The 15,241-nt window shown below is 62.5% G+C and carries 12 protein-coding genes; 2 read left to right on the top strand and 10 right to left on the bottom strand.

The features are described from left to right. Positions 1-31 precede the first annotated feature (31 nt). The 8 genes from MU846_RS05665 to MU846_RS05630 all read right to left on the bottom strand — a co-directional run bounded on the left by MU846_RS05665 (position 32) and on the right by MU846_RS05630 (position 8,175). A complete protein-coding gene (locus MU846_RS05665; RefSeq protein WP_246950025.1) occupies positions 32-1,462 on the bottom strand; it encodes an SPOR domain-containing protein in 1,431 nt (476 codons plus the stop codon). Continuing rightward, the gene (aroB, locus tag MU846_RS05660) at positions 1,450-2,529 is read right to left on the bottom strand and encodes a 3-dehydroquinate synthase (protein ID WP_246950023.1); all 1,080 of its coding nucleotides are present in this window, start codon (positions 2,527-2,529) and stop codon (positions 1,450-1,452) included. Before aroB ends, MU846_RS05665 begins: the two co-directional genes overlap by 13 nt. Before the next feature lie 124 nt (positions 2,530-2,653). Then, on the bottom strand, positions 2,654-3,181 hold the full coding sequence (gene aroK, locus MU846_RS05655) for a shikimate kinase AroK (RefSeq protein ID WP_246950021.1): 528 nt from the start codon (positions 3,179-3,181) through the stop codon (positions 2,654-2,656). 8 nt (positions 3,182-3,189) lie between these two features. Next, positions 3,190-5,295, bottom strand: a complete 2,106-nt coding sequence (locus MU846_RS05650) for a type IV pilus secretin PilQ (protein WP_246950019.1) — start codon at positions 5,293-5,295, stop codon at positions 3,190-3,192. A gap of 19 nt (positions 5,296-5,314) precedes the next feature. Continuing rightward, positions 5,315-5,854 carry a pilus assembly protein PilP gene (locus MU846_RS05645; RefSeq protein WP_246950017.1) on the bottom strand — a complete coding sequence of 180 codons (540 nt, stop codon included), beginning with the start codon at positions 5,852-5,854 and terminating at the stop codon, positions 5,315-5,317. Between the two features lie 10 nt (positions 5,855-5,864). Beyond that, positions 5,865-6,545: a type IV pilus inner membrane component PilO gene (locus MU846_RS05640; protein ID WP_246950015.1), complete on the bottom strand. Its 681-nt coding sequence runs from the start codon at positions 6,543-6,545 to the stop codon at positions 5,865-5,867. Next, complete coding sequence (locus tag MU846_RS05635; protein WP_246950013.1) at positions 6,542-7,111, bottom strand: PilN domain-containing protein; 570 nt, start codon at positions 7,109-7,111, stop codon at positions 6,542-6,544. The genes MU846_RS05640 and MU846_RS05635 overlap by 4 nt, the downstream gene beginning before the upstream one ends. Further along, the gene (locus tag MU846_RS05630; protein WP_246950011.1) at positions 7,108-8,175 is read right to left on the bottom strand and encodes a pilus assembly protein PilM; all 1,068 of its coding nucleotides are present in this window, start codon (positions 8,173-8,175) and stop codon (positions 7,108-7,110) included. Before MU846_RS05630 ends, MU846_RS05635 begins: the two co-directional genes overlap by 4 nt. A 207-nt stretch (positions 8,176-8,382) precedes the next feature. On the opposite strand from MU846_RS05630, the gene MU846_RS05625 reads away from it, so the two are divergent. Continuing rightward, positions 8,383-11,010 (top strand): penicillin-binding protein 1A, encoded by a 2,628-nt coding sequence (locus MU846_RS05625; RefSeq protein WP_246950009.1) that lies wholly within the window; start codon positions 8,383-8,385, stop codon positions 11,008-11,010. Positions 11,011-11,154: 144 nt separating this feature from the next. Here MU846_RS05625 and MU846_RS05620 read toward each other — a convergent pair whose 3' ends face one another. Both MU846_RS05620 and rpmE read right to left on the bottom strand, forming a co-directional pair. Beyond that, positions 11,155-12,432, bottom strand: a complete 1,278-nt coding sequence (locus tag MU846_RS05620) for a malic enzyme-like NAD(P)-binding protein (RefSeq protein WP_246950007.1) — start codon at positions 12,430-12,432, stop codon at positions 11,155-11,157. 150 nt (positions 12,433-12,582) lie between these two features. Further along, the gene (rpmE, locus tag MU846_RS05615; protein ID WP_246950005.1) at positions 12,583-12,804 is read right to left on the bottom strand and encodes a 50S ribosomal protein L31; all 222 of its coding nucleotides are present in this window, start codon (positions 12,802-12,804) and stop codon (positions 12,583-12,585) included. A gap of 195 nt (positions 12,805-12,999) precedes the next feature. Here rpmE and MU846_RS05610 point away from each other — a divergent pair, with 195 nt between their 5' ends. After that, positions 13,000-15,204 carry a primosomal protein N' gene (locus MU846_RS05610; protein ID WP_246949997.1) on the top strand — a complete coding sequence of 735 codons (2,205 nt, stop codon included), beginning with the start codon at positions 13,000-13,002 and terminating at the stop codon, positions 15,202-15,204. The last annotated feature ends 37 nt before the right edge of the window (positions 15,205-15,241 follow it).

Genomic DNA, 15,241 nt, shown 5'->3' with positions numbered 1-15,241 from the left:
GACGCACCCGTGGTGCGCTCGATTGCCCCCCTCAGTTGCCGCGCATCTCTTCCTGAATGGCACTGATCTGCCGTGGAAACGGGCCAGCGGCGGCCAGTCTGGCCGGCAACTGCTCGCGGCCGCTGGTGGCAGCAGCTCGATCCGCGTAGGGGCCGGCCAGCACGATGAATACGTTGCGGCCATTACGGTTGCCACGATAGTAGGCTGCCTGTTGCGCGCCGAGCTGATCTACCAGGGCACGGGCGGCATCTTCCGTACTCGCCAGGGTGACTTGCAGCATCCAGGCATCGCCAGCCGCGCCGAGTAGCCATTCTTCACGGCGATAACCCAGCTCGGCATCCAGGCCCGATAGTGATGGCGGCTGATCGGCGCGCACGATTTGTGGCGCGGCGGGTTCTGGCGCGGCGGGGGCCGGTTGTGGGGCAGCGGGAGCGGGTGTCGGCTCTGCTATTGTGCTGGCAGGCTCTGGCCGCTGCGCGGGCAGCTGTGCTGGCGCAGGTGCCTCCGCCTGACGCGGTGCCGCGCTGGGCGCCTCTGTTGTCTCGGCGGGCGAGGCAGCGGTATCGTTTGTCAGGGGTTGCGGCGTGTCCGGCGGCGGCGAAGCAGGTTGCGTAGGCTGCGCAGGCCGGCCTGTGGCTGGCGTGCTACCCGCCTCGGCAACAGCTTGCCCGCGAGGCGGCGCGGTAACCGTATCCGCCACGCCATGGGCCGGCAACGCCAGGCTCACGATCTCTTCCCCGGCGTCATCACGCGGCCAGAACAACAACACTACCAGCAACAGCCCGCCGACTGCGGCCAAGTGTTTCCAGGGCAAGCGTACGCCGCTCAATCGCGAGCCGGGCGAGAGCACCGGTGGCGGCGCCTGAGCCAGCAGAGCGCCCGGCCAGCCGCCGCTTTCTTCCCGGCGCAGCTCGGCGTCTTCATCGTCCAGCTCTTCACCGATCACATATCCGAGAAAAGCGGCGCATTCATCGGCGGTGAGCGGCGCAAGCTCCACTTCGTCGGTGGCTTCCAGCCCGCCATGGGCCAGCTTGCCGGCCAGGCCGGGCAAACCGCCCAGCAGCAATGCAAACCTCGGCCCCAACCGCTCGCGCAGCAACACCAGGGTCGTCAGGGCTTCATCGCCCAGCTGTTCGGCGTTATCTACCACCAGCACCAGCGGCTCGCTGGCCAGCGCACGCTCCAGTGTGGCGGCAAAATCTTCCTTGGTGACACCAAAATGGCTCAGCAGCGCCCGCATCAGGATGTTGCGGGTGGGGGTATCGCGGCCATCCACACGCACCACGGCGGCGTTATCCACCAGCGACATGGCGGCCTCGCCCAGCAGGCGCGACACGCCGGCGCCTTCAGGTGCGGCCACTACTACGCAGCCGCCGCGCAAGCCGGCATCACACAGCAGATCAAGCGCTTCCAGTCGGCCAGCGCCACGGTAGAACGGATAGTCCTGATTCAATGCTGACACATCTTCTCCAGCAGGCGCTCAAGAGCCTGCGCCGCGAATTGATCGGTAACCACCGCGCTGCCGATCGCTTTCAACAGCACCAGACGCAGGCGGCCATCCATGACTTTCTTGTCCAGCGCCATCAGATCGCGAAACTGCGCGGCGGTCACGCCCGGCGGTGGCGCCAGCGGCAGCCCGGCACGTGCCGCCAGGGCACCGATACGCTGCACATCCGCCTCGCTGATCCAGCCCAGATCAGCCGAGAGCTGCGCCGCCATCATAGTGCCTGCGCCCACCGCCTCGCCGTGCAACCAGTCACTGTATCCGGTCGCCGTTTCGATGGCGTGACCGAAAGTGTGGCCCAGGTTCAACAATGCACGGTTGCCCTGCTCGGTTTCGTCTTCCGCCACCACCTCTGCCTTGTTGCGGCAGCTTTGCAGTATCGCCTCGGAGAGCAGCGCCGGGTCGCGGGCTACCAGGCCATCCATATTGACCTCAAGCCACTGATAAAAATCCGCATCGCGGATCAGGCCATACTTGATCACTTCTGCAAGGCCGGCACTCAGTTCGCGCTCCGGCAAGGTGTTCAAAACGGTGGTATCAATCACCACCGCGCGAGGCTGGTGAAAAGCGCCGATCATGTTCTTGCCACGCGGGTGGTTCACGGCTGTCTTGCCGCCCACGGAGGAATCCACCTGCGCCAGCAGGGTGGTGGGCACCTGTAAAAAATCCACCCCGCGCTGATAACAGGCTGCCGCAAAACCGACCATATCGCCAATCACGCCGCCGCCCAGCGCGATCAAGGTAGTGGTGCGGCTGTGCCGCTGCGACAACAGCGCGTCAAAAATGGTTTCCAGCGTGGCCAGCGTCTTGTACTGCTCACCATCCGGCAAAATCAGCGTATTCACATCCAGCCCGCTCAGGCTCTGGCGCACGGCATCCAGATACAGCGGGGCGATGGTTTCATTGGTAACGATCAGCGCCTGGCTGGCGCGAATGTGGCGGCGCAGCAGATCCTGCTCAAGCAGGCTCTGGCCAATATAGATGGGGTAGCTGCGCGCACCCAGTGCAACATCAAGCGTGTGCATAAATTCCTCCTGCAAGCAGCCATTATCCGGTGCACACCGGGAGGATGGAAGGTGTCTCGCAGCTCGCCGGGCTATCGCGCTGCGCCCACCATACCGCGCTGTTCAGGCCAGCCTGGGGCCACGTTCAGGCCGAGTGGCTGTGCAGGCACTCCAGTAACTGATCGGCGACCTTGCGCAGATTGCCCGATGCGGTGGGGATCACATAATGCGCCACTTCCCGATAAAGCGGATCACGCACGGTCATCAAGTCCGTGAGCACGCGCTCCGGGTCGGCGGTCTGCAACAGGGGCCGGTTGCGATCATGGCGAGTGCGCGCCAGTTGCACATCCACTGGCGTCCACAGGTAAAACACCACGCCACGCTCGTGTAGATAGCGGCGGTTGGCCTCCCGCAGCACGGCGCCACCACCAGTGGCGAGCACGATTTCCGGCAAGCGGGTCAGATCCTCGATGATTTCCTCTTCACGGCGGCGAAAACCTTCCTCGCCTTCCATGTCGAAGATCCACGGGATATCGGCGCCGGTGCGGTCAACGATTACCTTGTCGGAATCGTGAAACGGGCGGCCCAGCTGCTGCCCCAGATAACGGCCCAGAGTGCTTTTGCCGGCACCCATCGGGCCTACCAGAAAAATGGACGGCAATGCTGGGCTCATCAGTATCCTTATCTACCTGCGTAGGCATCTTTCAACAGGCGCGGCGTGATGAAGATCAGCAGTTCCTGCTTGTCATCACTGGAAAAATCGCGCCGGAACAGGCGGCCGATCCAGGGCAGATCGCCAAGGAACGGTGTTTTTTCCACGCCTGAGCGTTTCTCCTGCTGGAAAATACCACCAAGCACCACCGTTTCGCCATCATCCACCAGCACAGTGGTTTCCACGCGGTTGGTGTTGACGCTGGGGATACCCGCGATGACGCTACCCACCGAGTCGTTATTGACCTTGAGATCCATGATGATACGGCCATCCGGCGTGATACGCGGCGTCACTTCAAGACGCAGCTCGGCACGAATGAAGGAGACCGCCGTAGCACCGCTGGACGATGCCTCCTGATAACCAATCTGTGTACCGGAAGCAATCACTGCCGGCTGCTGATCGGCCGTCAGCACTTTCGGCGTAGCCACAACTTCGCCCTGCCCCTCTGCCGCCAGCGCGGAAAGCTCAAGTTCCAGAATACCGGCATTCACATCCACGAAGCCCAGTGAGAAACGGGTGGCACGGTCGTTGATGGCGCCGAAATCCACCACCATGTCGCCTGGCGACTCGACTTCGATGTCGTCACCGTTGAGCACACCGATGCCGAAGTTCAGCGAGTTGGTCGCATTACCCGTAAAGGAGAAGCCCCGGCCATCTTCTGCGATACGATCGCCCTGGAATGCCAGCCCGCCCCAGCGTACGCCCAGTTCATCGGTCAGGTCGGAGGTCGCGATCACCACGCGGGCTTCGATCAGCACCTGCTGCACGGCCACATCCAGAATACGGATCACTTCACGAATATCTTCCAGCTTGCGCTCGGTATCCTGAATGATCAGCGTATTGGTGCGCTCATCCACGGTGACAGAACCACGGTTGGACAGCAGTGAACCTTCGGTCTTGATCAGCGATTCCATATCGCTGGCCTTGGCATAGTTGATGCGCACATATTCGGTGCGCAGCGGCGCCAGGGATTCGATCTGCGCCTGGCTCTCAAGCTCCAGCTGTTCGCGAGCGGCGATCTCGTCAGCGGGAGCTACCAGCAGCACGTTACCGATCTGGCGCTTGTCCAGGCCCTTGGTTTTCAGGATCAGATCCAGTGCCTGATCCCAGGGCACGTTCTGCAAGCGCAGGGTGATGCGGCCGGACACGGTGTCCGAGGCAACCAGGTTGAGGCTGGTGAAGTCGGCAATCAATTGCAGCACCGAGCGCACTTCGATGTCCTGAAAATTCAGCGACAACTTTTCACCTGTATATTGGAAAGCGTCCCGGCGACGGCGTGATTCTTCTGCTTCTGTTACCGGCTTCACGTTGACGCTGAATTCGTTGTCGGCCTGATAAGCCAGATATTCCCAGTTGCCGGATGGTTCGATGGACAGCAGCCCGGTTTCACCGTCGGCGGAGGCATCCACATACCGCACCGGCGTGGCGAAATCGGTAACATCGAGACGGCGGCGCAGCTCCTGGGGAATGCTGGCGCCGACGAAACGCACCTGAATGCGGCCACGCTCTTCTCGCACATCAACCGGGATGGACGGGTTGGAGAGCGTCACCACGATGCGGCCTTCGCCGCCTTCGCCACGGCGGAAATCAATCTGGTCGACGGTATTGCTCCGCCCTGCCAGGCTGGCCGGCGCCGCCTCATCCGTTTCGAATACTTGCGCCTGCTGCGCCTCGGCACCGATGGTGAGCACCAGCTCGTTGCCTTCGACGCGGGTGTCGTACCCGGTCGGCTGCGTCAGGTTGACGATCAGGCGCGTCCGATCCTGCGCTTCAACGACCGTCACGCTGCGGGCGTTGCCGGTGCCCAGATTATGGTTGCGGCTATCAAGCGCGCTTTTCGCCCCGACCAGATCCAGCGCAATCCGCGCCGGCCGTTCGATGCTGTAGCTGCGCACGTCCGGCGGAGTCTGATCGAAGCTCAGACGCACCTCGACCCGGTTGCCCGGCAACGTGGAATAATTGATGTCCTGCAAGCTGGCCGCATTTGCTGGCGACGCCAACAGCACCCCAGCCAGCCCCAGTAACACAGCCCCGATCCAGTTTCGCATTGTTGTCGTTTCGCCCATGCTTTTCATTACCGGCCCCCAGCAAGCCTTATTCCGAGAGCGTGACGCCGCGTGGCCTTTCGACCCAGCCGTCATGCCCGTCCGGCACTATTTCAATCATTTCGATTCGGGTCTCGCTCACATCTGTGACGCGACCAAAATTACGGCCCATATGGCTGCCCGAGCGCACCCGGTTGACCGAGCCCGTCGGGTCCAGGATCAGCGCCTGCAAGGGTTCGCCCGGCCGCGAAATAGTACCGACCATGCGCAGCGAATCCAGCGAGAAGCCTTCCAGATATTCACGCGGACGTGTCATGTCCGGTTCCACTTGCTTGCCTTTCGGCAGATCTCGCGCCACCTCTTCCACCGGGCGCGAAAACGGCGCACGCAGCTGATGCGCTGCGTAAGAGAAGGTGGCAATCGGTTTGAACTCCGGCGGCGGCTCGATACGGCCACGCGGGCGCGCCTTGATTTCCGCGATGCGGGCATCAAGCTCCGCCAGGTTGGCAGAGTCACTGCACCCGGCCAGGCCGAGCAGCGCCGGCAACACCAGCAGCAGGCAGCGGAGCGTACGGAATCTGATTGTCATATCGCCCCCCTCAACGCCGGCGTGTATTACGGTTTGCTGGCGCTGGTGGCGGCGCCGTTGCATACCGATAGGTTTTCGCGGTGATATTCATCGCCAGCAGATTGGTGGCCTCGGGGCTGCCGCCCCGGCCCCGGCTGGCCGGCGCATTGATCTCGAAATCGTGCAGCGTCACGATCCGCGGCAGCGCTGCCACGCCACTGACGAACGCACCAAAACCATGATAATCGCCGCGCACGGTGATCTGGATCGGCAATTCCGCATAGAACTCGCGCTGGGTTTCCTTGGCCAGCTCGATCTTGTCGAACTCCAGGCCACTGCCCAGACCAGTATGGGTAATATCTTCCAGCAGGCCGGGCACTTCCGTTTCCCGCGGCAGCTGTTGCAGCAAGGTGCCGAAAGTTTCTTCCATCTCGGCCAGTTGCTCGCGGTATTGATCCAGATTGTGCGCCCGGTGCGCCCGGCTCTCCAGTTGCTGCATCAGATTGCTTTCTTCCGCCTGAGCGCGAGATAGCTGATCGTTGAGGCCCGTGATGCTGAAGCTGTAACCCAGCACCAGCACCAGTGCCAGCACTATGACGGCTGCACCTATCTTTACCGGCGCCGGCCAGGAGCCGACGTTTTCCATATCCAGATTCTGGAGTTTCTCGAACAGCTCCTGGATATCAATATCTTTCAGATCGGAGGCTTTCATTGTTTTTCATCCCCCTCGGCCTTCGGCGCACTCTGGCTGACAGTCAGCACAAAGCGGTTCGCCTGGCTGGTGCTGTCCACTGCCATCACGCTGATCAGCGTCGGCTCACCAAACCAGACGGAATCCCCCAGATTCCGCATTAACCGGGAAATCCGGTTATTCGATTCGGCCACACCATTGATAGTGTAAAGATCGCCGGCCCGCTTCACCGAGGTGTAGTAGACACCGTCAGGCAATGTGCGTACCAGCTCGTCGAATACATATACGATAGTCGGCCGGGTGCCTTGCAGCTCCTGGATCACCCGCATCCGCTCGACCAGCTCGGAGCGGCGCTGCTCAAGCTCGTCGATCTCGCGAATCTGCTGGTTCAGCTCGGCTATCTGCTTCTGGATATGCTGGTTGCGGATGCTCTGGCTGTTGACGCTGCCCTGCACGGCCCCCTGCCATACAAACCAGATCAGGCCACCGAGAATCGCTGCCAGGATCAGCAGCATGGCAAATTCCTGCTGCCGCTTCTTGCGCCGTGCTTCGCGCCAGGGAAGCAGGTTGATGGTGGTCGTTCTCATTCGTCGAAGCTCCTCAGCGCCAGGCCGCAGGCGATCATCAGCGCCGGGGCATCGTTTGCGATACTGGCCGCACTCACCTTGCTGGCGAGGGTCATGTCGGTGAACGGATTGGCCACCGAACAGCTGGCGCCGATCTTGTCCTGCACCAGCTCGGGCAGCCCGGCAATGGAGGCCGAACCACCGGCCAGCAGGATATAGTCCACTTCGTTGAACTGGGTGGAGCCGTAGAAGAACTGCAACGAACGGTTGATTTGCTGAACAATCGCTTCCTTGAACGGCTGCAGCACTTCGGTGTCATAATCGTCCGGCAGCTCGCCGGTTTTCTTCGCCAGCCCGGCCTCTTCCATGGAGATGCCGTAGCGGCGCTGGATTTCTTCGGTGAGTTGCTTGCCGCCGAACAATTGCTCGCGGGTATAGACAGTGCGGCCCTGATGCAGCACATTCAGGGTCGTCATGGTGGCACCGATATCGAAAATGGCGACGGTTTCCAGCTCATCGCCGTGCGGTAGCTGTGGCAGCACCAGCTGAAACGCTCGCTCGATGGCGTAGGCCTCCACATCCACGCCACCGGGTTTCAGGCCGCCGATCTCGATGCAATCCACACGGCGCTGTACGTTCTCGGTTCGTGACGCCACCAGCAGCACTTCGACCCGGTCGGGGTTATCCTCCACCTGGCCCATGACGCAGAAATCCAGCCGTACTTCATCCAGCGGAAAAGGAATGTACTGATCGGCCTCGACCTTGAGCTGGTTCTCCATCTCGTCTTCATTGAGCGAAGCATCCATCTCGATGGTCTTGGTAATGACAGCGGACGCCGGCACGGCCACCGCAGCCAGCTTGGAAGCCGGCCGGGCACGGGACAGCAGCCGCGCTATTGTTTCACCGACGCTGGGCTCGTCATTGATGGTTTTCTCGACCACGGCATTGGGCGGCAACGGCTCGACACCGTAGCTGTCTACGCGATAGCGATCGCCGCTTTTGGACAGCTCCAGCAGCTTGACCGCCGTGGTGCTGATGTCGACCCCCAGGACCCTCTGGGCCTTCTGACTCAGGAAAGGCAGCACGTTTTATTCGCCCCGACAAGTTATTATTTAGGTTTTTCCCAGTAGAAAGATATAGTTACGATGGTTTTATGCCTAACCACTTTAGGAACAAGTAATAACAGAAGTGATGTTAGATCACAACAACCATTACCGCGTATAATGACGCGCTTCACGGAGAAGAGTCTTACGTTTCTCCTAAGACTTCCATCTTAGCCTGCCCGAGTTGCTATGCTGTTAACGAAAACCTGGTCCCGCCTGCTTCTGGCCGCCATGATCCTCTCCGCCAGCGGCGCTGCCATGATCCTGTCAGCCAGCTTTTTATACCTCGGGCCGCATCTGCCCCCAGCCGCGCAATTGCGCGAAACCACCTTTCAGATTCCACTGCGGATTTATGCCAGCAGCGGTGAGCTGATCGGCGAGTATGGCGAGCAGCGCCGCACCCCGATCAGCTTCGATCAGGTGCCCCCGCAGTTCGTGCAAGCGCTGACCTCGGCCGAAGATGAGCGCTTCTTCCGCCACAACGGCGTTGATCTCAAGGGACTCACCCGCGCCGCCAGCGAGCTGCTGCGCTATCGGGAAATCCGCTCCGGCGGCTCCACCATCACGATGCAGGTGGCGCGCAACTTCTTCCTTTCGCGAGAGCAGAGTTTTCTGCGTAAATTCAATGAGATAGTGCTCGCTATTCAAATCGAGAACATCCTCTCGAAAGAAGAAATCTTCGAGCTGTACATCAACAAGATCTATCTCGGCCACCGGGCCTACGGCGTCGAGGCTGCGGCGCAAGTCTACTATGGTAAATCGCTCGGTGAACTGGATCTGCCGCAGCTGGCGATGATCGCCGGCTTGCCGAAAGCGCCCTCGGCCTACAACCCGCTGACCAACCCCCAGCGCGCTTTGGCACGCCGCGACTGGATTCTGGAGCGCATGCTGGAGCGCCGGCGGATCAGCCAGGAGCAGTACGAACAGGCCGTGGCCACGCCCAACACGGCCCGCCACCACGGCACCGCGTTGGCCGCCGAAGCCTCGTACGCCGCAGAAATGGTGCGCCAGGAAGCTCTCGCATTAATCGGCCCGCGCATCTATACCGATGGCATTCGCATCACCACCACGCTCGACGTTGCCATGCAGAAAGCAGCCGTCACCAGCTTGCGTCACGGGCTGCATGTTTACGACGAACGGCATGGCTGGCGGGGCGCCGAAGGCCACGTGGATATTTCCGCACTGCCGCCGCTGCCGGCTGACAGCAGCGGGCTGAGCGCCGGCGAGGCCAGCAGTGACACCCCCGAGAGCGATACTGAAGACACCACTCCGCAGCCAGCCCGCCTGGCCGAGGTATCGCCGGCCCAGGCGCAATGGGCAACGGCGCTACATGATTATCAGCGCATTGGCGAACTGGAACCCGCGCTGGTAGCAGAGGTGCAGGCCGAATCCGTACGGCTGGTGCTGCCCCACGGCCAGCTCGCCGTGCTGCCCTGGGCGCAGATGGAATGGGCGCGCCCTTATATCAACGCCAGCACCGTCGGGGCCCGGCCGAAAAAACCATCGGATGTGCTTGCGCCGGGCGACATCGTGCGCCTGCGCCCGGTAGCCAATGAAGGCGCTGAAGGCAGCGGCGAAACAGTGTGGCGGCTGGCGCAAATCCCCGCCGCACAGGCCGCGCTGGTGGCGCTGGACCCGCAAACCGGCGCCATTCGCGCCATCCAGGGCGGCTACAGCTTTGCCCTGTCGCATTACAACCGCGCCGTTCAGGCCGAGCGACAAGCCGGATCCGCCTTCAAGCCGTTTGTTTACGCCGCTGGCATTGACCGGGGCATCACACCGGCCACGCTCATCAACGATGCACCGATAGTGTTTCAGGATGATCTGCTGGAAGACGCCTGGCGGCCCACCGGTGCCAGCAACCGCTTCTACGGCCCGACCCGAGTGCGCGAGGCGCTGGCCCGCTCGCTGAATCTGGTTTCCATCCGCCTGTTGCAACAGGTGGGCATCGGCAACACGCTGCGCACGCTGAACGACTTCGGCCTGCCTGCCGGCCGCTTTCCGCGCGACTTGTCGCTGGCTCTGGGTAGCGCCAGCGTGACCCCGCTGGAAATGGCCACCGCCTACACAGTGTTTGCCAACGGCGGCTACTATCTGCCGAGCTGGCTCATGCACCAGATTCACGACAACGAGGGCAATCTGCTGTGGCAGGCGCCGGAAGTTGTGCTGTGCGAGCCCGACGCCTGCGGCGTCAACTGGCAGGGCGCACCCCAGCAGATCGTGGAAACAGACAGTGCCGAAGCCATCGCCTCGCCACTCGCCACGGACGAACCCGAGCAGCCGGCACCCCTGATTCCGCCGGCACCGGAATACACCTGGCAACCGCGCACACTGGATGCACGCACCGCCTGGCTGATGGATTCCATGTTGCGCGACGTGATCCGTCGCGGCACCGCCGGCGCCGCACGCTCCCTCGGCCGCTCCGATCTGGCCGGCAAGACCGGCTCTACCAACGACTATATCGACGCCTGGTTTGCCGGCTACACCTCAGGCGGCGTGGTCGCCACCGCCTGGACAGGGTTTGATACGCCAGCAACCCTCGGCAACGGCGAGTTCGGCGGCCGTGTGGCGCTGCCGATGTGGATTGATTTCATGGGCCAGATACTGGATGCGGTGCCGGAGCAAGCACTGCCGCAACCACCGGGCATCGTTTCCGTGCGCATCAACCCGGACAACGGCCTGCGCGCGCGGCCGGGCGACAGCAGCGCTATCTTCGAATACTTCCGCGATGACAGTCTGCCGGAGTTCGACGACAGCCTGAGCGCCCCCGGCTATAGTGGTGGCGAGGAGCAGGTGCGGCCGGAAGACCTGTTCTGAGGCTACCCGCTGTCGCGGAACGCCTTGGCCAGACAGGCATGAGAAAGCGGGCACAATGCCCGCTTTTCATTGATAGAGCCTGAATGGCTCTTTCCATGGCGCTTTCTTTGATCAGCTATTTACTAATCACTTTTAGCCCTGCGCTTACAGCTCGCCGGGAAAAATGTCCTCTACCGTCACCAGCGGATAGTGGCCCGGATACCCTTTGCGTGCCACACCACTTTCCACTGCCGCCTTGGCCACGGCGGCCGATACCACGCCCAGCAGGCGCGGGTCGTTTGGCTTGGGAATGATGTAATCCGGCCCGAAGGTCAGCGCCTCACCCGCGTAGGCGCGCCTGACCTCTTCCGGCGCCGTCTCGCGCACCAGCGACGCAATCGCATGGACTGCTGCCAGCTTCATTGCTTCATTGATGGCGCTGGCACGCACATCCAGCGCGCCACGGAAAATGTAGGGAAAGCACAGCACGTTGTTGACCTGGTTCGGATAATCCGAGCGGCCCGTGGCGATAATCAGATCCTGACGCACCGAGCGTGCCAGCTCCGGGCGAATTTCCGGATCGGGGTTCGCCAGCGCAAACACAATCGGGTTCGGCGCCATGCTCTCTATCATTTCTGCCGTGACCATATCCGGCCCGGATACGCCGATGAACACATCCGCGTCGCGCATGGCATCAGACAGCGTGCGCTTGTCCGTATCTACCGCAAATGCGGCCTTGTACTGGTTGAGATCGTCGCGACGGCTGTGAATCACGCCTTTGCGATCCAGCATCAGGATGTTCTCACGGCGCACACCCATCTCGATCATCAGCCGCACCGATGCCACGCCCGCCGCGCCTGCGCCGACACACACCACCACGATGTCCTCGACCTTCTTCTTCTGTAACACCAGCGCGTTGAGCAGGCCGGCACAGGCCACGATGGCGGTGCCGTGCTGATCGTCGTGAAAGACCGGGATATCGCACTGCTCTTTCAGGATGCGCTCGACCTCGAAGCACTCCGGCGCCTTGATGTCTTCCAGGTTGATGCCACCGAAAGTGGTGTGGATGCGCGTCACGGTATCAATGAACGCCTGCGAATCTTCCGCTTCCACCTCGATGTCGAACACATCAATGCCGGCAAAGCGCTTGAACAGGATGCCCTTGCCTTCCATCACCGGCTTGGAGGCCAGCGCGCCGAGATTGCCCAGCCCGAGGATCGCGGTGCCATCGCTGATGACGGCGACCAGGTTGCCTTTGGAGGTATAGCGATATGCCAGCTCCGGTTCACGGGCGATTTCGCGCACCGGCTCCGCCACTCCGGGGCTATAAGCCAGCGTCAGATCCGCCCCGGTATCAGCCGGCTTGGTAATTTCGACGCTGATCTTCCCCGGGCGCGGCTTGGCGTGGTAATCAAGCGCCGCCTGCTTGAAATCGTCCGACATGGTGAGCTCCCTGGTCTTCCCAAAAGCCCGGCTATTGCACCGGGAAGTCTAAAAAAACTAAACATGCTGTTCGGTGGCCCCAAAACACAAAAAGCACCCGCCAGGGTGCTTTTTGAGCTGCTGCTAACTTGTGAGTGTCAGCGGGGCGGGTCAGCTCTTCTTGCGTGAGCTGATCACACCAAAGCGTTGTTTGAACTTGTCGATCTGCCCGCCGGTATCAGCCACCTTCTGGGTGCCAGTGTAGAACGGATGGCACTTGGAGCACACGTCCACCAGGAAATCTTCCGTACGGGTGGAACGGGTATGCATGACATTCCCGCAGGAGCAGGTAATGGTCACGTTCTGGTAATCCGGGTGAATCTCTGCTTTCATGGCTCGACTCCGTACAGTGTCGCTACCCGATCCGGCCTTCGTGAAGGGATGTCTCCTGGTCACGAAAACTCAGTCAGGCACCACACATTGGCTTGCGCCGGGCAAAAGGGAACGCGAATACTACCAGCTTGACGACATTCCGCAAGTCAAAAACACCACCTGCACACCACCAGAATAGAGAGAAGGAAGGCTCCGTTGGCGCAGCATAACCTGATCAGGGTCGCGGTCCCGGTGCCACTGCGTCGGCTGTTCGATTATCTGCCGGCCGGCGGGCCACTTCCCGCGCCCGGCTGCCGTTGCGAAGTGGCCTTCGGCAACCGACGCCTGATCGGCGTAGTGTGGGAGATTGCCGCCCCCGGCGACACCGATCAGCCGTTGAACAAACTGCGCCCGATAGAGCGCGTGCTGGATAGCCGCCCGGTGCTGGATAGCGACCTGCGCGAGCTGTGCCAGCGGGCCGCCACTTATTATCAGCACCCGATTGGCGAGGTGCTGCAAACCGCCTTGCCCGTGCTGCTGCGCCAGGACACACCGGCAGATCGGCCCGGCGAGCTGGTCTGGCGCCTGACCGCCCGAGGCCGGTTTGCCGACCCAGCCCAGCTTTCTCGCGCACCACGACAACAGCAAGCACTCACCATCCTGGCGGAGCACCCGCACGGCCTGAGCCGGCCGATGCTCACCAGCCTGGGCCTCACGAGCCCGCCATTGCGTGCACTGGAAAAAAAAGGCTGGGCGGAACTGGTGCTGGACGAGCCCACACCGCTGCCGCCCACCAGCCAGTCGCCCCTGGCGGAACCACCACTGACCGCTACCCCCGAACAGGACGCCGCCATCCGCGCCATTATTGCCAGCGAGGGTTTCGCGCCCTTTTTACTCGATGGCGTCACCGGCTCGGGCAAGACCGAGGTGTATCTGCAAGCGATGGCGCACCAGCTGGCGCACGGCCGGCAAGTGCTGGTGCTGGTGCCGGAGATCGGCCTGACGCCGCAGACCATCCGCCGATTCCGCAGCCGCTTCAGCGTGCCGGTGACGGTGTTGCACTCCGGGCTCTCCGATCGCGAGCGCTTCAAAGCCTGGTGCGACGCCCGGGATGGCCAAGCACGCATCGTGCTGGGCACCCGCTCCGCCATCTTCACGCCGCTGGCGGCGCCGGGGCTGATTATCGTCGATGAAGCCCACGACACCTCCTTCAAGCAGCAGGACGGTTTTCGCTATTCCGCCCGTGATCTGGCCGTGTGGCGAGCACAGATGCTGGATGTGCCGGTGGTGCTCGGCACCGCCACCCCGGCGCTGGAGACGCTTTACCAGGCGCAGTCCGGCCGCTATCGCGCACTGCGCCTGACGCATCGCGCCGGCGAGGCGCGCCCGCCAGTGATCCAGCTGGAAGATTGCCGCGGGCTGCCCGCCGATACGCCCTTGAGCCCACGCAGCCTGGAGGCACTGGGCGCCACCCTGAAAGCCGGCCGGCAGGCGCTGGTGTTCATCAACCGGCGCGGCTATGCACCGATGCTGCTGTGCCAGGATTGCGACTGGCAATCGGAATGTGGCCGCTGCGATGCCCACATGACCTGGCACCGGGCGGCACGCGAGCTGCGCTGCCATCATTGTGACCATCGCCGCCCGATCCCGCACCGCTGCCCGCAATGCGGCTCGCAACATCTGCGCGACATGGGCGCCGGCACCGAAAAGCTGGAAGCGTTGCTGCGGCGGCAATTTGCCGACGCCCGCCTGATTCGCATCGACCGTGACACCACGCGCCGCAAAGGCAGCCTGGATGCCAGCCTGGAGGATATCCAGCGCGGCGGCGCGGCCATTCTGGTGGGTACGCAAATGCTCGCCAAGGGCCACCATTTCAGCGCGCTGGATCTGGCCGTGATGCTGGATGCCGATGCCGGCTTTCTCAGCGCCGATTTTCGCGGCCCGGAACAAGCCGCGCAGCTGATCCTGCAAGTGGCCGGGCGCACCGGCCGCAGCGATCGCCCAGGGCGGCTGTTATTGCAGACACGCCAGCCGGATAACCCGCTGCTGCAACTGCTCTGCCAGGGCAACTATCACCGCTTCGCCGAACAATTACTGGCCGAGCGGCGCCAGACCGGCCTGCCGCCCTTCGGCTTTCTGGCGCTGGTGCGAGCAGAATCGCTCCAGCCGGACGCCGGGCTGACGCTGCTGCAAGATGCCGGCGACGCCCTGCCGCTGGACGGCGGGCTGCAATTGCTCGGCCCGGTGCCGGCCCCCATGGAACGGCGCCAGGGGCGCTTTCGCAGCCAGCTGTTGTTACTGGCGCCCACACGCGGCCTGCTGCACCGGCAGTTGCCACCGTTGCTGGCGGCGCTGAACGCCCACCCGCTGGCACGAAAATGCCGCTGGCACCTGGATGTCGATCCCACCGACCTGCTGTGAGACTTGCGACGAGGCGGGGCGGGGCGAGGACAGAACT

The sequence above is a fragment of the Alcanivorax quisquiliarum genome (assembly GCF_023051175.1).
Classification (GTDB): Bacteria; Pseudomonadota; Gammaproteobacteria; order Pseudomonadales; family Alcanivoracaceae; genus Isoalcanivorax; species Isoalcanivorax quisquiliarum.
The sequence above is the reverse complement of the archived record's forward strand: the minus strand, read 5'-3'. Positions and strand labels throughout refer to the sequence as shown.

What these genes read in the sequence shown, in the direction of transcription:
- aroK (WP_246950021.1), bottom strand. Translation starts at nt 3,181, where the DNA reads ATGAGCCCAGCATTGCCGTCCATTTTTCTGGTAGGCCCGATGGGTGCC.
- MU846_RS05635 (WP_246950013.1), bottom strand. Translation starts at nt 7,111, where the DNA reads ATGAGAACGACCACCATCAACCTGCTTCCCTGGCGCGAAGCACGGCGC.
- MU846_RS05645 (WP_246950017.1), bottom strand. Translation starts at nt 5,854, where the DNA reads ATGACAATCAGATTCCGTACGCTCCGCTGCCTGCTGCTGGTGTTGCCG.
- MU846_RS05620 (WP_246950007.1), bottom strand. Translation starts at nt 12,432, where the DNA reads ATGTCGGACGATTTCAAGCAGGCGGCGCTTGATTACCACGCCAAGCCG.
- rpmE (WP_246950005.1), bottom strand. Translation starts at nt 12,804, where the DNA reads ATGAAAGCAGAGATTCACCCGGATTACCAGAACGTGACCATTACCTGC.
- aroB (WP_246950023.1), bottom strand. Translation starts at nt 2,529, where the DNA reads ATGCACACGCTTGATGTTGCACTGGGTGCGCGCAGCTACCCCATCTAT.
- MU846_RS05650 (WP_246950019.1), bottom strand. Translation starts at nt 5,295, where the DNA reads ATGAAAAGCATGGGCGAAACGACAACAATGCGAAACTGGATCGGGGCT.
- MU846_RS05640 (WP_246950015.1), bottom strand. Translation starts at nt 6,545, where the DNA reads ATGAAAGCCTCCGATCTGAAAGATATTGATATCCAGGAGCTGTTCGAG.
- MU846_RS05625 (WP_246950009.1), top strand. Translation starts at nt 8,383, where the DNA reads ATGCTGTTAACGAAAACCTGGTCCCGCCTGCTTCTGGCCGCCATGATC.